Genomic DNA, 23,195 nt, shown 5'->3' on the forward strand with positions numbered 1-23,195 from the left:
CGCGAGCGACTAGAGGCACGCAGATTAGAGTAGACACACCATGAGCGCATCCGAACGCCCCGCCTTCTATGTCACCACGGCCATCGCCTACCCGAACGGCGCGCCGCACATCGGCCACGCCTACGAGTACATCTCCACCGATGCGCTGGCTCGCTTCAAGCGGCTCGACGGGTTCGATGTCTTCTTCATGACGGGCACCGACGAGCACGGCCAGAAGGTGCAGCAGGCCGCCAAGGCCGCCGGTGTTCCGGAGCACGAATACGCCTCCGGCAACTCCGATGTGTTCGAGCGCATGGACAAGGCCCTCGACATCTCGTTCGACCGGTTCATCCGGACCACCGACGAGGACCACCTCGCCGCGTCCGCCGCCATCTGGGAGCGGATGGTCGCCAATGGCGATATCTACCCGGACACCTACTCCGGCTGGTACTCGGTGCGCGACGAGGCGTTCTACACCGAGGAGGAGACCACCCTCCAGGCGGACGGCACCCGCATCTCCACCGATACCAAGACGCCGGTGGAGTGGACCGAGGAGTCGAACTACTTCTTCCGGCTGTCCAACTACCAGGACAAGCTGCTCGAACTGTACGAGACCAAGCCGGAATTCATCGCGCCCGCGACCCGGCGCAATGAGATCGTCTCGTATGTGAAGGCCGGTCTGAAGGATCTGTCGATCTCCCGCACCACCTTCGACTGGGGTGTGCCGGTGCCCGGCGATCTGGCGCACGTCATGTACGTGTGGGTGGACGCGCTGACCAACTACCTCACCGGTGCGGGCTTCCCGAATACGGATTCGGCTGCCTTCCAGAAGTTCTGGCCCGCCGATCTGCACATCATCGGCAAGGACATCACCCGCTTCCACACCGTGTACTGGCCGGCGTTCCTGATGTCGGCCGGAATCGAGCTGCCCAAGCGCGTTTTCGTGCACGGGTTCCTCTACAACAAGGGCGAGAAGATGTCGAAGTCGACCGGCAATGTGGTCGATCCGACGGAGCTCGTCGACACCTACGGGCTCGATGCCGTGCGGTTCTTCCTGCTGCGCGAGATCTCCTACGGGCAGGACGGCTCCTACAGCCACGAGGGCATCGTCAGCCGGATCAATACCGATCTGGCCAATGAGTACGGCAATCTGGCGCAGCGCACGCTGAAGATCTCCGCGCGCGATTTCGGCCCGGTGGTGCCGGCGCCCGGTGATTTCACCGACGAGGACAAGGCGCTGCTGGAGCTCGCCAACGGGCTGCTGGAGCGGGTGCGGGCCGAATTCGACCAGCAGCAGCTCCATTTGGGCCTGGAGGAGCTGTGGATCGCGCTGCGCGAGACCAACCGCTACTTCTCCGCGCAGGCGCCGTGGACCCTCGCCAAATCCGGCACGCCGGAGGATGTGGCCCGGGAGGCCACCATTCTCTACGTGACCATGGAGGTGCTGCGCATTGTGACGATCCTGGTGCAGCCGGTGATTCCGGCCTCCGCGGAGAAGATCCTGGATCTGCTCGGCCAGACCGGGCGCACCTTCGCCGATATCGCCACCCCGATCCAGCCGGGCACCGCCCTGCCGGAGCCGGAGGTCGTCTTCCCGAAGTACGTGGAGCCCAAGGTCTAGCCACTCTCGCCAATCAACCGACGGCCCTGAGCAATTCGCTCGGGGCCGTCGTTGCTGTGCATCGGATGTTCACGCACCCCACAGCCCGCGAATTCCGGTGCGACGGTTGCCGTTCATCGATGTCCGGGGCGAAACCCGCTGCCGCTCAGACAGTTTCAAACGGAAATACACGTAACTACAGGTTACATCTTTTGTTCCCGGCGACAGAGGTGAAGTCCCTCACAGGCCCGAATGATAGGCCAATGCTCTCACCGGCGAAAACCTTTGCCGAACAAGATGTCTCAGACAATGCACGGGCGTCCGTCCGGTCGCAGCCGTGGTTACCGTCGAGTAGTCTCAGTTCGTCACCGATTCAGATTGCAATTCTTCGCACTTTCAGGAGTCCCTGTGTCGCATTCTCGATTCGAGTCGATAGGCGCCTACCTGCCATCGAAACGCGTCACCACCGAAGAGCTCGTCTCGCAATTGAAGGAGACCCCCGGCTTCGATCTCGAAAAAATCACAGGTGTTAAGGAAAGACGCTTCCGCGACACTACACCCGAAAACCACGAAGACTCGTACATTCTCGCGATGAATGCCGCCCAGGACTGTTTGTCCAGGTCACAGTATGCGGCGTCCGATCTCGACGTGATCATCTCCACCTCGATCACGCGCAGCCGCGGCACGAAGATGTACATGCAGCCCTCCTTCGCCGGCACGCTTGCCCGGGACCTCGGAGCGCGCGCCGACACCATTTCCTTCGACCTTTCCAATGCCTGCGCCGGAATGATGACCGGTACCTACATTCTCGATCGAATGATTCGTTCGGGTGCGGTGAAGCGCGGCATGGTCGTGAGTGGTGAAGCAATTACTCCGATCGCCGAAACAGCGGTCGAGGAGATCACCGAGAAATACGATCTACAATTCGCATCGCTCACCGTCGGCGATTCCGGCGCGGCCGTCATCATCGATGAGGCCGTCGACGACAACGATAAAATTCACTACATCGAACTGACCACCGCGTCGGAATTCTCGCACCTGTGCCTGGGCATGCCCAGTGAGAAATCCCAGGGCGTCTCGCTGTACACGGACAACCGGAAGATGCACAACGAGTCGCGGTTCCTGCTCTGGACCGACACCCAGGGCAACTTCATGGCCGATCGCGGCACCACGTTCGAGGACGAGGGCTTCGACTACATCATCCACCACCAGTTCGGCGCCGGCGCGATCCCGTTCATGAACGCGATTGCCGCACGCGAGTTCGGCCACCCGATGCCGCCGGACCTGAATGTGATCGAGAAGTACGGAAATACTTCCACCACTTCACATTTCATCGTGCTGCACGATCAGCTGAGCCAGCAGAACATCGCATCCGGATCCAAGGTCCTGATGGTCCCCGCCGCCTCCGGCGTCGTCGGGGGATTCCTGTCCACCACGATTTCATCTCTGAAGGTCTGACATGGGCGTGCGTATCAAATCCACCGGAATCAGCCGGGCCGGAGACACTTTCAGCATTGTGGAGCTCAGCGGGGCCGCTGCGCGCCAGAGCATGGAGCGGGCCGGGGTGCGCCCCGACCAGGTCGGCGTGCTGATCAACGCGGGCATCTTCCGTGACTCGAATACGGTCGAACCGGCCGTCTCGGCGCTCATTCAGAAGGCCGCCGGCATCGGGCTCGACTATGTGAAGGAAGACCCGCGGTCGTTCTCCTTCGACCTGATGAACGCCGGTGTGGGCGTGCTCAATGCGGTGCAGGTGGCGCAGTCCATCCTCGCGACCGGCAGTGCCGAGCATGTGCTGATCGTCTCCGGCGACACCCACCCGTCCATGAAGCGCGGTGCGGGCGATGACGAATTCCCTTACGCCACTTCGGGTGCCGCGCTGCTGCTGGAGAACACCGACGAGCCCGAGGGGTTCGGCCGGGTGCACACCGTCGCCGGTAGCGGCACTCCCGCCATCGAGTCCTACGTGGATCTGAACACCATGGGTACGCGCGGTCGCGGACTCATGACCGTGATCCGCGAACCCGATGCCGAGGACCGGCTGCTCGCCGTCGCCGCCGACGCGGCCCGGCTGGCGCTGTCGGAGGCCGATCCGGAGCAGGCCACCACCGCCCTGATCGCGTCCACCCCGAGCGGCGACTTCCCGGAGCGGCTCGCGGCCGAACTGGGTATCGCACCGAACGCGGTCTTCGGACCCGATCTGTCCCAGGGTGATCCGCACACCGCCGCGCTGCCGCTGGCGTACGACGCGGCCATCGCGGACAAGGCGCTCGACGGCTTCACCCATGTGCTGTTCGTCGCGGCCGGCGCGGGCCCCTCGGCCGCCGCCGTGCTCTACCGGCTCCCCGCCCCCGTCGGAGCCGCGGCGTGACGACCGCTACGTACTGGCAGGCCATCGACCGCTTCCGCGCGGTCGTGGCCGACCAGCCCGACCGGGAAGCGGTGATCTTCCCTGCCGGTACGGCGGCGACCGGCCTGCCGGACTACCGCCACCTCACCTACCGCGAGCTCGACACCTGGTCCGACACCATCGGCGGCCACCTGGCCGCCGCGGGTGTCGGCCGCGGTACCCGCACCATCGTGCTGGTGCTGCCCAGCCCCGAGCTGTACGCGATCATGCTGGGGCTGTTGAAGATCGGCGCGGTCCCGGTGGTCATCGACCCCGGTATGGGCCTGCGCAAAATGCTCAACTGCCTGCGCGCCGCCGACGCCGAAGCCTTCATCGGCATCCCCCAGGCGCACGCCGCCCGCGTCCTGTTCAGCCGCTACTTCCGCGATGTCCGCGTGAAGATCACCGTCGGCCCCCGCTGGTTCTGGGGCGGCGAAACCCTGCAGAGCTGGGGTACACCCTGCGGCTCGGAAGCCACTGCGGCACCACTGAATACAGTCACCCCAATATCGAGCGACAAGTCCGGCACCACGCGTGATGTGTGGACCGCCGCTGTGGCCACCCAGAGCGCGGCCGCGACCGACGCACCCGGCGCGATCGTTGACCAGCACGACGCCGAAGCGGCTGCCGGCTCGGACAGCGAGGCCGATACGCCCGCGACCGCGGACGAGGCCCGCACGGCTACGGCGAGTGTGGACGACGGACTCGGTACTCCGCATGCTCCGGACAATGTCGCCGACGGCGCGGTGGCGGCGCGAAACACCCTCGGCGGCAAGCCATCCCCTGCTGGGGCGATGAGCGTTCGACTGCACACGCTGCTCGAGTCGCTCGAGCAGAACGCGCCTGCCGGACGCGGGGGTGCGGCGATCGCCAAGGCTGCCGCGACCGCGGACCGTCTCAGCCCGGTGGTGGGTTCTCGTCTGCGTACCCTGCGCTCCACCGCAGTGGGCGCGCGCGCCCGCTGGGAGCGGCGGGCGACCGGGGCAGGCACTGCCGGCGCCGGCGCCCGGGACACCATCGCTCTCGGAACCGGTTCGCTCGCCGATCGGGTGCCCGCGCCCGATGGGGAGCTGCTGCTGATCGCGTTCACCACAGGCAGTACGGGTCCGGCCAAGGCGGTCGAGATGACGCACGGGAATCTGTCGGCCATGGTCGATCAGGTCGATGCGGCGCGGGGGCGGGTCGCACCGGACACCTCGCTGATCACGCTGCCGCTGGTGGGGATTCTGGACATGCTGCTCGGGGCGCGGTGTGTGCTGCCGCCGCTGGTGCCGAGTCAGGTCGGGTCGACCGATCCGGCGCATGTCGCCGATGCCATCAATCGGTTCGGGGTGCGGACCATGTTCGCCTCGCCCGCCGTATTGATCCCGCTGCTGCGGTATCTGGAGAGTTCGAAGACGGAACTTCCTACGCTGCACAGCATTTACTCCGGTGGCGCACCGGTGCCGGACTGGTGCATCGCCGGGCTGCGCGAGGTGCTGCCCGCGGACTCCGAGGTGCATGCCGGATACGGCTCCACCGAGGCGCTGCCCATGTCGACCATCGAATCGCGGGAACTGCTCGGCGGTTTGGTCGAACGCGCCCATCACGGTGAGGGCACCTGCATCGGCCGCCCGGCCGAGGGCGTCCGGGCGCGACTGGTGGCCATCACCGATGATCCGATCAAGCTCTGGCCCGATGCCGAGGCCCGCGAGGCCGAACTGGTCGCGACCCGCGGCATCGGCGAGCTCGTGGTGGCGGGGCCGAATGTGAGCACCCGGTACTACTGGCCGCGCGAGGCCAATCGCGCCGGCAAGATCATCGACGGCGATACCGTGTGGCATCGCACCGGCGATCTGGCCTGGATCGACCAGGAGGGCCGAATCTGGTTCTGCGGGCGCAAGAGTCAGCGTGTGCACACCGCCGCCGGGCCCATGTTCTCGGTACAGGTGGAGCAGGTCTTCAATACGCTGCCCGGCGTCGTCCGCACCGCCCTGGTGGGCGTCGGACCGCGCGGCGCGCAACAGCCGGTGCTGTGCGTGGAGGCCGAGTCCGGTGCGGACACCGTGCTGCTGGCGGCGCAATTGCGTACGCGGGCCACCGAATTCGAGGTGACCGCACCGGTGGCGACCTTCCTGTTCCATCCGAAGTTTCCGGTCGATATCCGCCACAATGCCAAGATCGGCCGCGAGCAGCTGTCCCTCTGGGCGACCCAGCAGCTCGGAGAGGACAAGTGACATGCTGAAACCGACTGCCCTCCGGGCGATTCCGATTCTCGGCTGGCTGTACCTGGCCGCCGGGCTGATCGCCGCCCTGACCGATCGCGCACCGGCCAACCGGCTGCTGCGCGCCGTCTGGTGGATCGACGTCTTCCTGAGCACCGTGGTGCACGCGGCGCAGATCCCGGCCGCACTGCGCGCCGCGGCGGGCACCGGCCGATCCCCCGTCGAAACAGCCGTACTGACCCAGGTTTTCGGAGCCACCTGGTGGAAGACGCAGGAGGCCGCCTGATGCCCGCAGCGAGCAATAATATGAAGGCGCTGGTCACCGGCGCATCCGGTTTCCTCGGCGGCGCGATCGTGCGCCGCCTGGTCCGCGACGGACAGTACAACGTGGTGATCCTGGCGCGCGCCACCAGCAATCTGCGCGATCTCGGCGATGTCATCGATCAGGTGGAGGTCGTCACCGGCGACCTCACCGACGCGGCCTCCCTGGATTCCGCGACCAAGGGCATCGATGTGGTGTTCCACAGCGCCGCCCGCGTCGACGAGCGCGGCACCCGCGCCCAGTTCGTGGCCGAGAACCTCACGGCCACCGAACATCTGCTGAAGTCCGCCCGTCGCAACGGCGCCTCCCGCTTCGTCTTCATCTCCAGCCCCAGCGCGCTCATGGATCGCGACGGCGGCGACCAGATCGATATCGACGAATCGGTGCCGTATCCGAGCCGCTACCTGAACCTCTACTCCGAGACCAAGGCCGCCGCGGAACGCGCTGTGCTGGCGGCGAATTCGCCCGGCTTCTCGACCTGCGCACTGCGGCCGCGCGCCATCTGGGGTGCGGGCGACCGGTCCGGGCCGATCGTGCGGCTGCTGAGCCGGGCCGCCGCGGGCAGCCTGCCGGATCTGTCGTTCGGCAAGGACGTCTACGCCTCGCTCTGCCATGTCGAGAATATCGCCGCGGCCTGCACCTGGGCGGCAGCATCCGAGAAGTCCGGCGGCAAGGCGTATTTCATCGCCGACGGCGAGCAGACGAATGTCTGGGGCTTCCTCGGCGAGGTCGCGACCGACCTCGGCTACGAGCCGCCCAGCCGGCAGCCCAATCCGCGGGTACTGAATGCGGCGGTAGCGATCATCGACACCATCTGGCGCATTCCGGCCGTCGCCACCCGCTGGTCGCCGCCGCTCTCGCGGTATGTGGTGGCGCTGATGACCCGTACGGCCACCTACGACACCGGCGCCGCCACCAGGGATTTCGGGTACCGGCCGGTCATGGATCGCGAGACCGGGCTCGCCACCTTCCTGGCCTGGCTCGAAACCCAGGGCGGCATTGTCGAATTGACCAAAGAACTGCGGTAATTCGCGGTCACCCCTGCAGGAGACGCACGTATGAGCACCTTCCGCCGCCCCATCTCCCCCACCGAGCTGATGTACTTCCCCATGCGGGAACTGGCTCCCCCGTTCCTCATGCAGCTGGCCATCGAGGGCACCGGCGGCCTGGACGCGGAGGAACTGCGGCGGGCCGTAGCCGTAGCGTCCGAGGCGAATCCGGGTGCGCGACTGGTCCGCGAGGGTAAGTACTGGGTGGACAGCGGGCAGGCGCCCGCCGTGCGAGCGGTGCCTCATGTGCTGGAATACCCTGCGCTGGAGGGCGATCCGGTGCTGAACAGCCCGATCGGGCCGACGTCCGCGGCCACCACCGAGGTGCTGCTGCTCACCGCCGATCCGGTCACCGTGATCTTCCGGGTGTTCCACGGCGTCATGGACGGTATGGGCATGGTCATGTGGGCCACCGATGTGCTGCGGGCGCTGCGCGGGCAGGAACCGATCGGTGCGGCCGACCCCATTGCCGACGAGGAATTGGTGCGCAAGGTCGGCGCGCCCGGCCGTCCCGCGCTCATGCTGCCGCGCTGGCGCTCCGCGCTCGGCACCGGCCGGCAGGATGCGGGTCAGCCGCGACACCTGTTGCGCCACCGCACCATCAATGCCACCGGACCCGGCGCCATGGTGCGCGTCGCGGCGATTCTGGCCGATGAGGGCGGGCCGGTCTCGCGCATCATGATCCCGGTCGATCTGCGCCGCCACGATCCGGAACTGCGCTCCACCGCCAATCTGGCGCTGCCGCTGTTCCTGGATGCGAGTCCCGGCGTCGACTGGAAGCAGCTCAACGCGGACAAGAAGATCGGCCTGCAGGAGCGCCGCGAACTCAATCAGATGGAAGCCGCGCGGCTGTCCAATGTGCCGCCCGCCGCCGGTAAGGTCCTGCTGCGCTCGCTCAATTGGGCGGGCGCCCGCCTGGGCCGGAACCTGGCCTCCGCCACCGTCTCCCATATGGGCCGCTACGACTTCGAGGACATGGCCGTCCCCGGCTTCACCCCCACCTCGGTCCGCGTGCTCCCCCAGCACAGCGTCGCCATGCCGCTGCTCTTCGGGCTCACCGAAGGCGGCGGCCGCACCGAACTCACGGTCTCCGCCCGCAGCGGCCGCGGCATCCCCGCCCGCCTCGACGCCCTCCTGGACCGCATCGTCACCACCCTGGAAACCGAATTCGCCCCCTCGGACTCCACCGCATCATGATTACGGGGTGGGCGCGGATTGTGGTGGCGCGGCCGAAGACTGTGCTGGTGGTGGCGGTGTTGTTCGCGCTGGCGTGCGGGCTGTTCGCCACCGGGCTGGCGAGCAAGGTCAGTGCGGCGGGGTATACCGATCCGGGCAGTGAATCCAGTGCGGTCGACGACTGGGTGAAACAGGCGGTGGGGCCGCAGAATCCGGATGTGGTGGCTATTTACACCGCACCGGAGGGGCAGACGCTGGCCGATATCGGGCCGCAGGTGCAGGCGGCGGTGGCGAAGGTCGATCCGAAACTGCTGGATCGGCCGGTCGAAAGCTATTGGAACAGTACGCGATCGCAGTATCTGCGCTCCGCCGATGGGCGGGAGGCGGTGGCCGTGGTGTTCGCGGCCGGTGACGAAAACCATCGCATTGCGGTGTATCCCCAGATCGCGGACGCGCTGCGGCTGCCGGGCCTGCAGACCAAGATGACCGGGTACAGCGCGCTCGCGCAGGCCATCAGCGACCAGTCCCGGCACGATCTGATTGTGGCCGAATCGATTTCGATTCCGCTGACCGCGCTGGTACTGGTGCTCGTCTTCGGCGGCATCGTGGCGGCCTCGCTGCCGGTGATCGTCGGTTCGCTCGCGGTGATCGGCGCGCTGGGCGCCGTCGGCATCATCGCCCAGTTCACCGAAGTCAGCGTGTTCGCGATGAACGTCGTCTCACTGCTCGGGCTCGGATTGGCCATCGACTACGGGCTTTTCATCGTCGGGCGATTCCGTGAGGAACTCGTGCAGGGCCGCTCCACGGAGGCGGCGGTCGCCCGCGCGCTCGATACCGCGGGCCGCACCGTGCTGTTCTCCGCGGTCCTGCTGATGTGCGCCTTCGCGGGCACCTTCGTCTTCCCGCAGGCGGTACTGCGCTCCCTCGGATTCGGCGCCATCGCGGCCGTCGGCCTGGCGGCGCTCCTGTCGGTGACCGCACTCCCCGCCGCACTCGCCCTGCTCGGTCCCCGGATCGGCAAATGGAGTTGGCGCGCAGACGCTTTCGAACGCTCCGAGGAACGCGCACACCGGTTCTGGGGCCGCGTGGTCACCGCGGTCATGCGCCGCCCCGGCGCGGTCGCCATTGCGGTCGGCGCCCTGCTGCTGGTGCTGGCCGCCCCGCTGACCGGCGTCCGGCTCGGCGATATCGACCACACCGCACTGCCCGCGGGCAATGAAACCCGCACGGCCGTAGAGGAATTGTCGGCCCGCTTCCCCGCCGCGAACAGCGGTGCGACCGTGCTCGTGCGCGAATCCGACGGCAGCGCACCGACTCCCGCCGCTATCAGCACCGCGCTGCGCGAGCTGGGCGCGGTTCAGGGCGTCAAACAGGCGCTGCATCTGGAGACCCGCGACAGTGTCGCCATCATTCACACGGTGCTGGTCGCGCCCGACCGCTCACCGGCCGCGCAGCAGACCGTGCACCGCCTGCGCGACTTACAGCTCGACGGCCTTTCCCTACAGGTCGGCGGCGAAAGCGCCGCCACCGCGGACAGTGTCACGGCGGTGCTGTCCAATCTCCCGCTGATGATCACCGTCATGGTGCTCGCCACCCTGCTCATGCTCGGCCTCGCGTTCCGGTCCGTGGTGCTGCCGGTCAAAGCGGTGCTCATGGCCTTCCTCAGCCTGGCCGCCACCTTCGGCATACTCACCTGGATCTTCGACAAGGGCCATCTGGCGGGCATTCTGGGCGTGAGCGTCGGCCCGGTCTCGGCCAGCATGATGGTGCTGATCATCGCCGTGGTCTTCGGGCTCTCCACCGACTACGAGGTCTTCCTGCTCTCCCGCATGGTGGAAGCGCACGAGGCCGGAGCCGATACCGAGGAAGCGGTCCGCACCGGCACGGTCCAGACGGCCCGCGTAATCACCGCGGCCGCAGCCCTTCTCGTCCTCATCACCGGAGCCTTCACCCTCTCGCCCCTCACCCCGATGCGCTTCCTCGGCCTCGGCATGGTGATCGCCCTGATCATCGACGCCACCCTGGTCCGCATGCTCCTGGTCCCGGCCCTCGTCAAACTCATGGGCCCCGCCAACTGGTGGACACCCCTGCGCAGCAGAGTAAAACCGCTGCCGCACAACGAAATCGACGCCGAGAGCGCTCTCCCGCAAGAATCCAGGAGCGGGTAAACCCACCCGTCATCCCGGCATCTTTGGCCGGATCCGCCTAGCGAGTGTGGATCCCGGCTAAAAGCGCACCGGGATGACGGGGTTGGGCTCGCAGACCAGCGGTACGTCAGTCGGCGGTGCGGGAGGAGAGGACCGCGTCGTAGAGTTCGCGGCGGGAGGCGCCGGTGGCCGCGGAGACCTCGGCGCAGGCGTCCTTGAGGCGCAGGCCGCCGGAGATGAGAGCCTCGACCTGGCTCACCAGATCGGCGGGTTCCTCCGAAACCGGTTGCGCGCCTTCGAGAACCACGGTGATCTCACCCCGCGCCCCATCGGCGGCCCAGGCGGCCAGCTCGGCCAGGGTGCCGCGCCGAACCTCCTCGTAGGTCTTGGTGAGTTCGCGGCAGACGGCGGCACGCCGGGTGGGCCCGAGAATCTCGACCGCATCGGCCAGGCAATCGCCCAGGCGGTGCGGGGCCTCGAAGAAGGCGACCGCGCGCTGTTCCGAGGCCAGCGTCCGGAACCACTCCTTGCGCTGACCGGATTTACGCGGGGCGAAGCCGTCGAAGCAGAAGCGCTCGACCGGGAGACCGGACAGTGCCAGCGCGGTGGTGACCGCCGAGGGACCGGGCAGGCAGGTGATGGGGAGACCGCGCTCCACACAGGCGGCGACCATGGTGTACCCCGGATCGCTGACCGAGGGCATGCCCGCATCGGTGACCAGCAGCACGGTGCGACCGGCCCCGATCTCGTCCAGCAGCATGGGAATCCGGGCCGTCTCGACATGATCGTAGAAACTCACCACGCGCCCGGTGATCTCCACCTCGAGCGCCTTGGCGAGCGAGCGGGTGCGGCGGGTGTCCTCGGCGGCGACGATATCCGCCGAGCCCAGCGCATCCCGCAGTCGCTGCGACGCGTCGCCGATATCGCCCATCGGTGTCGCCGCGAGCACCAGACGTCCGGCCGCGATCGGCTCGCCGCTCATTGCACTCCTGTTCGTAGATGGACTACATCGCCCCCGACAGTGTTGTCCTCGAGAACCCGGCCGCATCGCTCCGCGGCTGCCGCGGACGCATGCCGCGATCCGGACCGTGCCAGCATACGGGCGCAGTCACCGGGCCCCGCCGGACCGATCGACCGCCGCTGCGGTAGCCCCGGTCGGGAACACAAGCGCTGCTGCCCCGATCGGCCGGCGCCGCCGCCGACAACACGCCAGCCGGAACGGCCACGAGGTGGGCAGACGACACGTAGCGCGAGGTGGGGCGGCAGGGCCCGGGCGATGCGGCGCTTCCCGGGGCGCGACCTCAGGCCGCTTACCGCCTAACATCAACGGCGTGACCCAGGTGACCGACGCGCGACCGCCAGCTACGGAGGCGGGGGTGGCGCTGTCCAGCCCGGCGCCGCTGCGACCCTCACCGGATTTCGGGCCTACCGACCGGGCGCGCGGATGGGTGGTCACGCTCTTCCTCACCGCCGTGGCCGGACTCACCCGCTTCATCCAGCTCGGATATCCGACCGACGGCAAGACGCCCGTCTTCGACGAGAAGCATTACGCGCCGCAGGCCTGGCAGATCCTCACCGGCGGCGGCGTCGAGGACAATCCGGGCTACGGGCTGGTGGTGCACCCGCCGATCGGCAAGGACATGATCGCCCTGGGCGAGGCCCTCTTCGGCTATACCGGCTGGGGCTGGCGCTTCTCGGCCGCCGTCTGCGGAACCCTGCTGGTGTTCCTGGTGATTCGCATAACCCGGCGCATGACCCGATCCACGCTCATCGGCGCGTTCGCCGGCATTCTGCTCATTGCCGACGGCGTCAGCTTCGTCTCCTCGCGGCTCGGAATGCTCGATATCTTCCAGGCCATCTTCGTGCTCGGCGCCTTCGGCTGCCTGATCGTGGACCGCGATGAGATGCGGGCGCGCATCGCCCTGGTCTATGCCGAGGGACGCATCGACGACAGCGAGTACGGCCCGCGCTTCGGCGTGCGCTGGTGGCGCTTCGGCGCGGGCCTGCTGCTCGGCCTGGCCTGCGGAACCAAATGGTCCGGAATGTATTTCGTGGCCGCCTTCGCCGCCATGAGCCTCGCCTTCGATCTGGCCGCCCGCCGCGGCTACCGGGTGCGGCGGCCGTGGGCCGGCACCGCGGTCCGCGATCTCGGGCCCGCGTTCTGGTCGCTCACGGTGGTGCCGTTCCTGGTCTACATGGGCACCTTCTGGGCCTGGTTCGCCAATGAGACCAGCTACGACCGATACGCGGTGGGCATCCACGTGGGTCGCGGCGGCGCCTTCGACTGGGTGCCGACCGCACTGCGCTCGCTCTGGTACTACGGCGGCGAGGTGCTGACCTTCCACGAGGGCCTCACCAATTCCGCGGGCAATCACCATCCGTGGGAATCGAAGCCGTGGACCTGGCCGATGGGACTGCGGCCCATGCTCTACTACTACGCCGACAGCGGGGTGGGCGGCTGCGGGCAGGCGGTGTGCGTGAAGGCCGTCATGCTGATCGGCACGCCTGCGCTCTGGTGGGTGGCCTTCCCCATGCTGGGCTGGGCGGTGTGGCGCAGCTTCGTGCGGCGCGACTGGCGGTACGCGGCCATGCTGGTCGGCTACTGCGCCGGACTGCTGCCGTGGTTCCTGCAGCTGGACCGGCAGATGTACTTCTTCTACGCCGTCCCGATGGCGCCCTTCCTGGCCATGGGTGTCGCGCTGGTGCTCGGCGATGTCCTCGGCCACGCCCCACCGAGCGGGCGGCGACTATCGGGCGCGCCGGGCTGGCAGCAGTTCGCGCCGCAGAGCGAACGGCAGGGGCTCGGGCTTCTACTGGTCTGCCTGTACGTAGCGCTGGTCATCGCCAATTTCATCTGGCTCTGGCCGATTCTCACGGGCATGCCCATCACCACGGGCAGCTGGCACGACCACCTGTGGTTACCCAGCTGGCGCTGAGCCGATCAGTGCCGGATCTCGCCCAGCGCCGCACGTAGATAACGCACCGCCGCTTCGTCATCCAGCCCGAGCCGCCGGATCACCGCCACGTATTCGGTGGCGGCGCGACCGGCCACATCCCGGGTCGGATCACCCGACGAGGCGATGAAAGAGCCCAGGCGGCCGCGGGTTTCGAGCACACCGTCCTGTTCGAGCTCGCGGTAGGCGCGCGCCACCGTATTGGGCGCGAGCGTCAGCTGCGCCGCCAGCGCGCGCACCGTGGGGATCTTGGTCCCGGCGGCGAGCTCCCCGGACCGCACCCGGGCGACGATGCCCTGGCGCAGCTGTTCGTACGGCGGCACCGTCGAATGGTGGTCAACCGGGATGTCGAGCATGGTTTTTCACACCTCGTCACGCGACAGCGGGCAGGACAGACAGCGCGGACCGCCTCGGCCGGAACCCAATTCGGAACCCGGAATGGCCAATACCTCGATACCGGCGTCGGCGAGCCGCGCATTGGTCATCTCATTGCGTTCGTAGGCGACGACCACGCCCGGCGCGAGGGCCAGCGTGTTGTTGCCGTCGTCCCACTGTTCCCGTTCGGCGGCAACACCATCCAGGCCGGTATCGATGACCCGCAGCTCACCGATGCCCATGGCCTTCGCCGCGGCCGGCAGGAAGGGGTCCGGTCCCAGCATATGCACCGTCCCGTCCACCTCCTTGCGAATGGTGAACGCGCACAGGGAATCCTGCAGATTCGGGTACATGACCATGGCATCGGTGTCGACCATGGTGCAGACCGTGTCCAGATGCATGGTGGCCCGGGTCTGCGCGATCGGCACCGCCAGCACGGTATGCGCGAGATCGTCCTCGAAGAGGCTGCGCGCCAAGGCTTCCGCACCGGCGGGCGTGGTGCGCTCCCCCACGCCGACCGCCACCACGCCCTTGGCCAGCAGCAGCACATCGCCGCCCTCGATGGGCGCGGTATGCGATTCGTAGGCCCGCCGCACCCCCAGGAAACGCGGATGGAAGGCGTAGATGAGATCGGTCAGCGAGGTCTCCCGCGCCCGCGCGGGCAGCGCGAGCGAGGTGATGGCCACCCGCGGACCCACCCAGAATGACGAATCCCTGGTGAAGAGCAGATTCGGCAGCGGGTCGATGACAAAATCGTGCCCGTGGTGCATGCGCACCACCAGCGAGGTGTGATCGGGCCCGAAGGGCAGCTCGTCGAAGGTCATGCCCGCCATCAGCAGCTGCGCCAGATCCGGCGCGGGCACCGTGCGCAGATAGGCCGCCAGCTCGTCGGCGAGCGCATGCCCGAGCCGCCGCGCGTCCACCGCACCGGAGATGCCCTGTATCCGGGCCGCCCCGCTGACCGCGATGGTCTCGGTGAGCAGATCGGCCAGCAGCAGTACCTCGACCCCGCGCTCGCGCAACACCCCGGCGAAGAGGTCGTGCTCCTGCTGCGCCCGTTCCACCCACGGAATGGCGTCGAAGAGCAACTGATCATTGTTGCGAGGGGTGAGCCGGCGCAGTTCGTCACCCGGCCGGTGCAGCAGCACCGTGCGCAGTGCGCCGACTTCCGAGGTCACGGAAAACGGTCGCGCCGTGGGCGCAGCCTTTGTTCCCATATCCTGACGGTAGTTCCCCGCGGCACAGAAGGCATGCAATTCGCGCGCGGGAAAAACCTCGACTAACCTTCAGGTATGCAGACCGCGTCATGGCAGGCGAAGGAATTGACGCCGGGCCAGCTGGCACAACGCGCCGGAGTTACGGTGTCCGCCTTGCATTTCTACGAACGTGAGGGCTTGATCACAGCCCGCCGAACCAGCGGCAATCAACGCCGCTACCCCCGGGAAACCCTGCGCCGGGTGGCCTTCATCCGCATCTCACAGCGTGTCGGAATTCCGCTCGGCGAAATCCGCCAGGCCCTCGACAATCTGCCCGACGGCCGCAACCCCACGCGGCGCGACTGGGAGGCGCTGTCGACGGCGTGGCGATCCGATCTCGACGAGCGCATCGAACAGCTGATTCGCCTGCGCGACAGCCTCACCGGCTGCATCGGCTGCGGCTGCCTGTCCCTGGGGACCTGCAAAATCGTCAATGCGCACGATCACCTCGGCGACGAGGGTCCGGGCGCACGCGTGCTGGACGTGCACGCCGCCGAATCCTGCGGCAAGCACGAGAGCGCCGACCATGCGGGCTGCGAACTGCCGCTGGCGGAAACTTCCTGAGCTGCACCTCGGGAGAAGACCCCCGTCATCCCGGCGCGCTTTTGGCCGGGATCCATCGGACCCAGCGAGATCCCGGCCGAACGCATGCCGGGATGACGGGGTCTAGGCCTCGGGCGTGAGCTCGGGCTTCGGGGCCTTCACGGGCTCGGGCTCGGATTGGGCTTTCGGGAGTTCCGGCTTCGGCGGGATCTCCGCGACCTGCACGCGCGGCAGGAACGTCGTGAACAGCGCATTGGCGCGGCGCATGGCGAATTCGTACGGCCAGGCGAACTTGCGCACCCACCAGTAACCGAAGCGGATATCGAACTGGGTGTGAATCAGGTACCGGCCCTTCTGCACTCCCGACAGAATCGACTGCGCCACCTCGTCCGGATTCTTGGCATGCCGGCGGAAACGATTGATCCAGGCCTGGATTCGCGGATCGTCCCGATCCACGCCGACAATATCCACGCTCTGCACCAGCGGGGTGTCCACCGCACCCGGCACCACCAGGTGCACGGAGATATCGTGCCGCTCCAGATCGAACCGCAGCACCTCCGAAACCCCGCGCAGCCCGTATTTGCTCGCGCTGTACGCCGCATGCCAGGGGAAGGCCATCAGCCCGGCCGCCGAGGACACATTGACCAGCGCCCCGCCGCGTCCCGCCTTGATCATCGGCGGCACGAAGTTCTCGATCACATGGATGGGACCCATGAGGTTCACATCGACCATGCGCTTCCAGTGCTTGTGCTCGAGGTTCTCGACCGTGCCCCAGGTCGAGACACCGGCGATATTCATCACCACGTCGAGCGCGCCTACCTGCTCGTGCACCTGCCCGGCGAAGGCGGTGACGGCGTCGTAGTCGCTGATATCGAGGGCCTGCGCGAAGTCGACCACCCCGCCCGCGGCGCGGATCTCCGCGACCGCCGTATCCAGGCCGTCGGAATTCACGTCCGTCAGTATCAGCTGCGCCCCGCTACGGGCCGCGGCGAGGGCGGTGGAGCGCCCGATGCCGCTGGCAGCTCCGGTGATCAGAGTCTTCTTGCCGCTGAAGCTTCGCTCGCGCACGCCGGTCCACATCCCTTGATCGCCCCTTTAGTCCACGAACGTACTACGCGCTCAGGTGCGCTCGCGAGCAGCGCGACCCCCAATCGAGCCCCTATTTTCAGGGGGTACCCATCCGACCGGTACCCGGTAGATCCAGGTCGAGGGCGATGCGCCCGGCGGCCAGATGCTGCTCCACCTCATCGGCGGGCATGGGTCGCGCGATCAGAAATCCCTGCGCACGATAGCACCCGAGAGCCACCAGGGTGCGCGCCGCGACGGTCGTTTCCACACCCTCGCCGACCACGCCGAGACCGAACGAACCTGCCAGTCCGACAATCGATTTCACAATGGCCAGATCGTCCGCGCTGGCGCCCAGGCGCTGCACGAAACCACGGTCGATCTTGACCGCGTCGACCGGCAGCGCCTTGAGATGGGAGAGCGAGGAGTAGCCGGTGCCGAAGTCGTCGATGGCGATCTGCACGCCCATGCGCTTGAGCCCGCGCAGCGTCACCTGGGTGCGCGCGAGATCCTGCACCACCACATGTTCGGTGATCTCCAGGCAGACCGAACTGCCGTCGATGCCGTAGCGGCGCAGAATCCCCTCCATGGTCTCCACGAAGTCGAGACTCACCAGCTGCACCGGCGACACATTGATACGGATGACCACACTCGAGGCCAGGCCCCGCCGGCGCCACGACGCGAACTGCTCACACGCCGTGCGAATCACCCAGCGCCCCAGCTCACCCGCGAGATTGGTGGCCTCCGCCACGCCGACGAACGCGCCCGGAGGCAGCAGTCCGCGCGTGGGATGCTGCCAGCGCACCAGCGCTTCGAGCGCCACCACCCGGCCGGTGCGTAGGTCCACTTCCGGCTGATAGTGCAGGATCAGCGAACCATCCGACACCGCGCCGCGCAGATTCAGCTCGACATCGTCCTGCAGTTCGAACTGGGCGCGCATGGCATCGGTGAAGACCGCGACGCCATTGCCGCCGCTCGACTTCGCGGACAGCAGTGCGTGATCGGCGCGGCGCAGCACATCGGCGACCGTGGTCTCCCCCGGAATGCCCACGGCCACACCCACACTCGCGCCGCGGCTGACCGTCTCCCCGCCGACCGTCACCCGCCGGGCGATCAGCTGCTGGATCCGGGTGGCCTCGAGATCGGCCGCACCGGCGTCCATCGGCTTGGCCGGGACGATGACGAACTCGTCGCCGCCCAGCCGCGCGATCATGTCGCCGGGATCGAGGTGATCACGCAGCCGCGTGGCCAGCGTGCGAATGAAATTGTCCCCCGCCGTGTGCCCGAGGAAGTCGTTGAGCGCCTTGAGCCGGTCCAGATCCAGGAAGAACGCCGCCACCGGACCGGGAGCTCCCGTCCGCAGTCGCTCCTCCATATGCTCGAGCAGCGCGCGCCGATTGGCCAGCCCGGTCAGATCGTCGTGCATGGCGATATAGCGCAGCCGCTCCTCGGCCACCACGCGCGCCTGCAGCTGCGCGAACAGCGCGGCAATCGCCTTGAGCACATTGAGCTCTCGCGTACTCCATTCGCGATCGCCCTCCTTGACGAAACCGAGCACACCGGTCGATTCGCCGCGCGATACCAGTGGCACACACGCCATCGACACCTGCGGGATCCCGGAGGACAGATGGATGGTGTGCTGATAGTCGGCGTGTTCGGGGATCGGCCGCACGATCAGCGGTTCGGTGGCGTTCTCCAGCTTCGCGAACACCGAATCGGCGCGATCGAAGTAGGTGACGCGCAATGGGTCCGGTTCGATGGTGACCGAACGGCTCGGCCATTCCGCAATGAGCACGGAGGCACGTCGTTCCCGGTCGGTGTGGCGCAGATAGCTGAAGTCGACATCGAAGTGCTCGACGAGCCAGGACAGCACGCGCTCACTCGCCGCCACCATCGTGGTGGCGTCGACACCCATCAACTCCGAGGCAACCTGGGTTACCAGTGAGTCGAGCGTCTGCCGAGGCACCTTGTCTCCGATCCCATCAGCGGTCTTCCGCACCCGGCGTGGGAAGGCGCCGGCTCCGGACCGTGACCTCCGCCGCATAGCTCAGGCGAAGTACCAACGCCACGGTCTCGTGCTCGGGCACTCCCAGCAAGTCCAGGAAACGGCCTTGAAGTGACGTTAGTGTATCGGCGAACTCGGTGGAAACCGTGTTCAGATCAGCAGCCTGTCGGGCGTACAGAAACACGGGAGAGACCGGCTGCACCGCCAGGCCCTGCCGCTGCGCCTCGATCCACACCCGCTGCAGCGTCTCGCCCGCGCGGGCGTAGGCGGTCAATTCTTCCGGGTCGTGCAGTGGCGGGGCCGGGAAGGTGACCACCGCGAGCGCCGAGGCGGACAGCACCCGGTCGCGGGTGTACTCGCCCAGTGCGATGCCGCCGTTCCAGTCCCGAATCCGGTCCATCACATCGGCGCGCCCGGCGATATCGAGCTTGGCCAGTTCGTCGGGCGCCAGTTCCATCGTCCGCAGGTCCAGGCCGGTGCGCAGATCGCCGCTGGGCCAGCGCAGTTCGGAGAACATCTCGGCATGCAGGGTCGGGGTCAGATAGCGCGCCTGATCGGAGGCGGCGAGCAGGGTCGCGGCGGTCGCCAGATCGTCGGCCTCGGTCACCCAGCGCAGCCCGCCGCCCGCCTTGGCCGCGGTGGTGCCGAGTGTGTCGAGCACGGCCGGGTCCAGCGGTTCGCCGCTGCCCAGCCTGCGATTGGTGACGCGGTTGAGCAGATCCGGGTAGTCGCGGGCCAGCTCGGGCTCACTCCAGTCGCTCAGATGCAGGACGGCGGTGAGCGGTGCGGTGCGGCTGTGCCGTCCGGTACCGCCGGTGAACAGGTCGGACTCGCCGAGCACACCGCGCGCGGCCGCGGCGGCACGGGCGTTGTAGAGGGCCGCGCCGACCGCCACCGCACTGCCGCGGTAGCCGATGTCCATGCCCGACGAGCGCTGCACATCCAGTTCTATGACGATCGCCGAATTCTCCTGGCGCAGTGACCAGGGCTGCACATTGCCGCCCGAGGGGGCGAGCTGGGCAGCCGCGAGCACGGCTTCGGCGGCGCTGCCGGGCTGGTCCGCGAGCGCGGGCTCCGCGGGCCACCGCAGCTCGGTGACGGCCGCGGGTTCGGCGATCGCATCCAGGCTGGCGGCCAGGTCCACGCGGGTGCGGCCGGACGGCAGCACACCGCCCAGTCCGATGCGGCGGACCGCGGCGGCCACGGTGGCGCCGCCGAGTTGCACATCGCTGGCCAGCTGCGGCCAGCTGTCGAGGGTCTGATCGATTTCCACGAGGCTCGCGGCAAAGCGGTCGGAAAGGCCGTGCGCGTCCAGGATTCGCACCACGAATGGCGCTTTCTCGCGCGTGCTGAGGCCCCGGAGATCGGCGCGCGTCGCACCGCCGAGTAGTCCGTGGAAAGGCTCGCGATCGGGTTCGAGGTCATAGCGCTCGATATCGAGCAGGCCGCGATCGCTGGTCTCCATGAGCAATGGGATCCGATAGCGGCGGGCGGCCTCCCGAACGGCCAGCTTGATATCGAGGGAGTCGCACTCCTCCACCACCAGGGTGAGGCCCGCGAAGAAGTCGTCGACGTTCTCGTCGGTGAGTCCGGCCTCGAAGATCTCCACCGGTAGGTACGGGTCGATCTCGGCTATCCGGCGGGCGGTGACCACCGCCTTGTTGACGCCGATATCGAAGAGCGAGCCGGGAATCCGGTTCAGGTTGGCCAGTTCGATGGTGTCGAAATCCGCCAGCTTTATCCGCCCGCAGATGCCCTCCATGGCCAGCGTGTGCGCGATGGCGTGCCCCACGCTCTGCCCGACCACACCGATCGTCAGCTGTGCCAGCTTTTCCTGCTCCGCGCGGGTCAGCTTGTTGCGATTGCGGTCCAGCCGGACGGTCCGCAGCAATTCCGGGCCGGGCAGAGCTACCGCCGCGTGCCGCCACGGATAATAAATCCAGCGATCCGCTTCCGGACCTTCCGACAATTCCGGCGGCGCTACCAGATCATTGAATTCGGTGCGCAGCAAATCCCGCAGATCGGTGAATTCGATACCCGGTTCGGCGCGCAATTCATTTATCCGGCGCGCATCCTCCGGATCGGATTCATCGAGAAACAGCGGTCGATATTCCGCGGCCGCTTTTTTGTCGGGATTCATTGTCAGGCAAGCCCTCCGGTGCCGGTGAGGTCCGCCGGCAACTCGGTATCGCCGGCCGCGAGCGCGAGCTGCTCGGCTTCGATCAAAGTCAGCTGTGATTCTGCGGCTACCGAGCGATAGGTCCGCATATCCCACCACAGCGGAACCGTTCGATAGCGATGGTCGGGAAAGGGCACCGCGGGAATCCACCAGTCGGAGCGGGCGCCGCTGGTGCGATAACCCTCGGCAGCGTGCTCACCTGCGGTGACAAAGCCGTAGCGGGCACGCAGTAAGGAGGTGACGTGCACAACGCAGCGGTCGAGGGCGGCACCGAGAGCGCGGCGCTTGCCGCGATCCAGGCCACGATCGGCCCAGACGGCTTTCACCTCCACGACACCCTCTGGTATCCGGTCGGCCACCCGCTTACGCAGGGCCGATTCGCCTGGCCGACCAGCCCAGGCGGCGAGGGCATTGACCTCGTCCACATGGGTGTACGGACCTTGCACCCGCATACCGGCTACCACGTCTCCGAATGGATCGATGGCGGCCACGAAGAGTGCGCTGGAACGTCCGTCAGCCGTTTTGTCGTATTCGAGTACTGCATCAACTCCATAGCGTCGGTAAGCACGCAATGCGCCGGTGATGTTGCGGCGCCACAGGCCCGGGTGCGCTTGCGGTGTACCCACCCAGAAGGTGCACCCCGATGACGCATCCTGGAATCGCAGCAAGTCCTCATCAGCTGAATCCGACGGGACGACTGCGACCACTTCCACAGCCATACAGTTCCTACTCCGTTGCTGCGCGGGCTCCCGCGCGACTACCGAGCCCCCGCCCGATACGGTCGTGTATCAACCGTGCCCGGTACAGGCACCCAAGGGAGTATCCGCCAGCCGGAGAAAATTGTCCAGGCGTCCGGCAAATCTTCCGAAACCCGAATGGACGTCTAGAAATCCCCCCTGGTCAAACCATTGCTATCAGGTATGAAACACAACCACAAGACTGGTTGGTTTCCATTTAGCTAACAGATGGCTATCAGATCAAGATCGAGATGAACAACTCCAGTTCGGACGGCCCCGACCAGATCTCGATCTCCTCGCGGTAGGCCCGGGAAATCTCCGCCGAGGCGGTCGCATCGTCCACCTGAGCCCACACATCCTCGGCCGGATCGTGATAATCACCATTCGGCTGGAAGCGGGCGTAGACACCCTTGGGAACCCGGATCAGCACATCGCCGATCGGTGCCTGCTCGGGCGTCGGGTACTGGTAGGAGACGAGCACGTTGTAGTTGCCGGCCGGATCCGGCACGTACACGGTGGCCAGGGGAAGTTCGTCGCTGTCGCGGTCGCGCAGCCGGTCGCGCAGGAATTCGATGAGCTCGCTGTTGCTGACCTTGAAGCTGGGCCGCACCCGCGGCACCACCAGACCGCCGTACACACCGCCCGGCCGCACCACGATCGAATAGGTCATGAAGGCTCGACCGCCAGGTACAGCTCGATCTTGTAGGCGTGCGGGTAGCACTCGAAATCACCGCTGTGCGTGCGCCGGATGTGGTTGTGCTCCTCGGCGTACGCGATCTGGGTCCAGAGATCGGTCATCACCTGCGGAAAGCTACCGACCGAAGAGAACCTGGCATAGGTACCGCGCGGCAGCCGCGCCACCACGTGACCGCGGGTGACCTCGTCGAAGGATTCGCACTGGTATCCGACGATCTGCGTGTTGTAGGTGCCGAGTTCGGCGGCGTAATCGGTATAGGCCGAGGCGAGCGGGCCGCCGAGTTCCTGATGCAGGACCGCGGCCCAGGCCACTTCCAGATCGTGATCGCGCAGTTCACCGAGAGCACGTTTGGGGCTGCGCACCGGCAGTCCGGCGACCCACGTCTCGTCCCGCTCGACGATCTCAAACTGCATTGGTAGGAACTCTCTCTGGGTGTGATGCACAGCCCGCTGGCCAACCTTCGCCATGCTATCAACCATGTTCGGAGTGCTCGGGCAACACGACTGGGGCGCGGTCAC

At 67.2% G+C, this 23,195-nt stretch carries 19 protein-coding genes; 10 read left to right on the forward strand and 9 right to left on the reverse strand.

Annotation, left to right across the window (positions count from 1 at the left end; all coding sequences use genetic code 11):
• Positions 1-40: 40 nt before the first annotated feature.
• From metG to ABZX86_RS03465, 8 genes are all read left to right on the forward strand, one after another.
• Complete coding sequence (gene metG, locus ABZX86_RS03430; protein ID WP_355119525.1) at positions 41-1,600, forward strand: methionine--tRNA ligase; 1,560 nt, start codon at positions 41-43, stop codon at positions 1,598-1,600.
• Between the two features lie 387 nt (positions 1,601-1,987).
• Entirely contained in the window at positions 1,988-3,037 is a 1,050-nt protein-coding gene (locus ABZX86_RS03435) for a 3-oxoacyl-[acyl-carrier-protein] synthase III C-terminal domain-containing protein (protein WP_355119527.1), read from the forward strand.
• 1 nt (position 3,038) lies between these two features.
• Positions 3,039-3,950 carry a hypothetical protein gene (locus ABZX86_RS03440; protein ID WP_355119529.1) on the forward strand — a complete coding sequence of 304 codons (912 nt, stop codon included), beginning with the start codon at positions 3,039-3,041 and terminating at the stop codon, positions 3,948-3,950.
• Entirely contained in the window at positions 3,947-6,184 is a 2,238-nt protein-coding gene (locus ABZX86_RS03445) for an AMP-binding protein (RefSeq protein WP_355119531.1), read from the forward strand. Before ABZX86_RS03440 ends, ABZX86_RS03445 begins: the two co-directional genes overlap by 4 nt.
• Position 6,185: 1 nt before the next feature.
• Positions 6,186-6,458: a hypothetical protein gene (locus ABZX86_RS03450; RefSeq protein ID WP_355119533.1), complete on the forward strand. Its 273-nt coding sequence runs from the start codon at positions 6,186-6,188 to the stop codon at positions 6,456-6,458.
• Positions 6,458-7,522 (forward strand): NAD-dependent epimerase/dehydratase family protein, encoded by a 1,065-nt coding sequence (locus tag ABZX86_RS03455; protein WP_355119535.1) that lies wholly within the window; start codon positions 6,458-6,460, stop codon positions 7,520-7,522. Before ABZX86_RS03450 ends, ABZX86_RS03455 begins: the two co-directional genes overlap by 1 nt.
• A 30-nt stretch (positions 7,523-7,552) precedes the next feature.
• Positions 7,553-8,740 carry a peptide synthetase gene (locus ABZX86_RS03460; RefSeq protein WP_355119537.1) on the forward strand — a complete coding sequence of 396 codons (1,188 nt, stop codon included), beginning with the start codon at positions 7,553-7,555 and terminating at the stop codon, positions 8,738-8,740.
• Positions 8,740-10,887 (forward strand): MMPL family transporter, encoded by a 2,148-nt coding sequence (locus tag ABZX86_RS03465; RefSeq protein ID WP_355119856.1) that lies wholly within the window; start codon positions 8,740-8,742, stop codon positions 10,885-10,887. Before ABZX86_RS03460 ends, ABZX86_RS03465 begins: the two co-directional genes overlap by 1 nt.
• Positions 10,888-10,993: 106 nt before the next feature.
• Here ABZX86_RS03465 and rsmI read toward each other — a convergent pair whose 3' ends face one another.
• Positions 10,994-11,848 (reverse strand): 16S rRNA (cytidine(1402)-2'-O)-methyltransferase, encoded by an 855-nt coding sequence (gene rsmI / locus ABZX86_RS03470; RefSeq protein ID WP_327142163.1) that lies wholly within the window; start codon positions 11,846-11,848, stop codon positions 10,994-10,996.
• A gap of 349 nt (positions 11,849-12,197) precedes the next feature.
• Between rsmI and ABZX86_RS03475 the strand changes: the two genes are divergently transcribed.
• Positions 12,198-13,802 (forward strand): phospholipid carrier-dependent glycosyltransferase, encoded by a 1,605-nt coding sequence (locus ABZX86_RS03475; protein ID WP_327142164.1) that lies wholly within the window; start codon positions 12,198-12,200, stop codon positions 13,800-13,802.
• Positions 13,803-13,807: 5 nt separating this feature from the next.
• Here ABZX86_RS03475 and ABZX86_RS03480 read toward each other — a convergent pair whose 3' ends face one another.
• On the reverse strand, positions 13,808-14,176 hold the full coding sequence (locus ABZX86_RS03480; protein ID WP_327142165.1) for a GntR family transcriptional regulator: 369 nt from the start codon (positions 14,174-14,176) through the stop codon (positions 13,808-13,810).
• A gap of 6 nt (positions 14,177-14,182) precedes the next feature.
• The gene (gene arcA / locus ABZX86_RS03485; RefSeq protein WP_355119540.1) at positions 14,183-15,412 is read right to left on the reverse strand and encodes an arginine deiminase; all 1,230 of its coding nucleotides are present in this window, start codon (positions 15,410-15,412) and stop codon (positions 14,183-14,185) included.
• 75 nt (positions 15,413-15,487) lie between these two features.
• Between arcA and soxR the strand changes: the two genes are divergently transcribed.
• Positions 15,488-16,015 carry a redox-sensitive transcriptional activator SoxR gene (gene soxR, locus ABZX86_RS03490; RefSeq protein ID WP_355119542.1) on the forward strand — a complete coding sequence of 176 codons (528 nt, stop codon included), beginning with the start codon at positions 15,488-15,490 and terminating at the stop codon, positions 16,013-16,015.
• 102 nt (positions 16,016-16,117) lie between these two features.
• Here soxR and ABZX86_RS03495 read toward each other — a convergent pair whose 3' ends face one another.
• From ABZX86_RS03495 to ABZX86_RS03520, 6 genes are all read right to left on the reverse strand, one after another.
• Positions 16,118-17,062 (reverse strand): SDR family oxidoreductase, encoded by a 945-nt coding sequence (locus tag ABZX86_RS03495; RefSeq protein WP_355119544.1) that lies wholly within the window; start codon positions 17,060-17,062, stop codon positions 16,118-16,120.
• A gap of 97 nt (positions 17,063-17,159) precedes the next feature.
• On the reverse strand, positions 17,160-19,025 hold the full coding sequence (locus ABZX86_RS03500; protein WP_355119546.1) for a sensor domain-containing phosphodiesterase: 1,866 nt from the start codon (positions 19,023-19,025) through the stop codon (positions 17,160-17,162).
• A 16-nt stretch (positions 19,026-19,041) separates the two neighbouring features.
• On the reverse strand, positions 19,042-21,204 hold the full coding sequence (locus ABZX86_RS03505; protein ID WP_355119548.1) for an Rv1355c family protein: 2,163 nt from the start codon (positions 21,202-21,204) through the stop codon (positions 19,042-19,044).
• Positions 21,205-21,206: 2 nt separating this feature from the next.
• Positions 21,207-21,695 carry a hypothetical protein gene (locus ABZX86_RS03510; protein ID WP_355119550.1) on the reverse strand — a complete coding sequence of 163 codons (489 nt, stop codon included), beginning with the start codon at positions 21,693-21,695 and terminating at the stop codon, positions 21,207-21,209.
• 520 nt (positions 21,696-22,215) lie between these two features.
• Positions 22,216-22,650 (reverse strand): AraC family transcriptional regulator, encoded by a 435-nt coding sequence (locus ABZX86_RS03515; protein ID WP_355119552.1) that lies wholly within the window; start codon positions 22,648-22,650, stop codon positions 22,216-22,218.
• The gene (locus ABZX86_RS03520; protein ID WP_327142173.1) at positions 22,647-23,090 is read right to left on the reverse strand and encodes a GyrI-like domain-containing protein; all 444 of its coding nucleotides are present in this window, start codon (positions 23,088-23,090) and stop codon (positions 22,647-22,649) included. Before ABZX86_RS03520 ends, ABZX86_RS03515 begins: the two co-directional genes overlap by 4 nt.
• Positions 23,091-23,195 lie beyond the last annotated feature (105 nt).

The organism is Nocardia sp. NPDC006630 (genome assembly GCF_040611495.1).
In the GTDB taxonomy this organism is placed as follows: domain Bacteria; phylum Actinomycetota; class Actinomycetes; order Mycobacteriales; family Mycobacteriaceae; genus Nocardia.

Bases quoted from the DNA above. Each gene is read 5' to 3' on its own strand.
- metG (WP_355119525.1), top strand. From the start codon at position 41: ATGAGCGCATCCGAACGCCCCGCCTTCTATGTCACCACGGCCATCGCC.
- ABZX86_RS03440 (WP_355119529.1), top strand. From the start codon at position 3,039: ATGGGCGTGCGTATCAAATCCACCGGAATCAGCCGGGCCGGAGACACT.
- ABZX86_RS03450 (WP_355119533.1), top strand. From the start codon at position 6,186: ATGCTGAAACCGACTGCCCTCCGGGCGATTCCGATTCTCGGCTGGCTG.
- ABZX86_RS03455 (WP_355119535.1), top strand. From the start codon at position 6,458: ATGCCCGCAGCGAGCAATAATATGAAGGCGCTGGTCACCGGCGCATCC.
- ABZX86_RS03460 (WP_355119537.1), top strand. From the start codon at position 7,553: ATGAGCACCTTCCGCCGCCCCATCTCCCCCACCGAGCTGATGTACTTC.
- rsmI (WP_327142163.1), bottom strand. From the start codon at position 11,848: ATGAGCGGCGAGCCGATCGCGGCCGGACGTCTGGTGCTCGCGGCGACA.
- ABZX86_RS03480 (WP_327142165.1), bottom strand. From the start codon at position 14,176: ATGCTCGACATCCCGGTTGACCACCATTCGACGGTGCCGCCGTACGAA.
- arcA (WP_355119540.1), bottom strand. From the start codon at position 15,412: ATGGGAACAAAGGCTGCGCCCACGGCGCGACCGTTTTCCGTGACCTCG.
- soxR (WP_355119542.1), top strand. From the start codon at position 15,488: ATGCAGACCGCGTCATGGCAGGCGAAGGAATTGACGCCGGGCCAGCTG.
- ABZX86_RS03505 (WP_355119548.1), bottom strand. From the start codon at position 21,204: ATGAATCCCGACAAAAAAGCGGCCGCGGAATATCGACCGCTGTTTCTC.
- ABZX86_RS03510 (WP_355119550.1), bottom strand. From the start codon at position 21,695: ATGCGGGTGCAAGGTCCGTACACCCATGTGGACGAGGTCAATGCCCTC.
- ABZX86_RS03515 (WP_355119552.1), bottom strand. From the start codon at position 22,650: ATGACCTATTCGATCGTGGTGCGGCCGGGCGGTGTGTACGGCGGTCTG.
- ABZX86_RS03520 (WP_327142173.1), bottom strand. From the start codon at position 23,090: ATGCAGTTTGAGATCGTCGAGCGGGACGAGACGTGGGTCGCCGGACTG.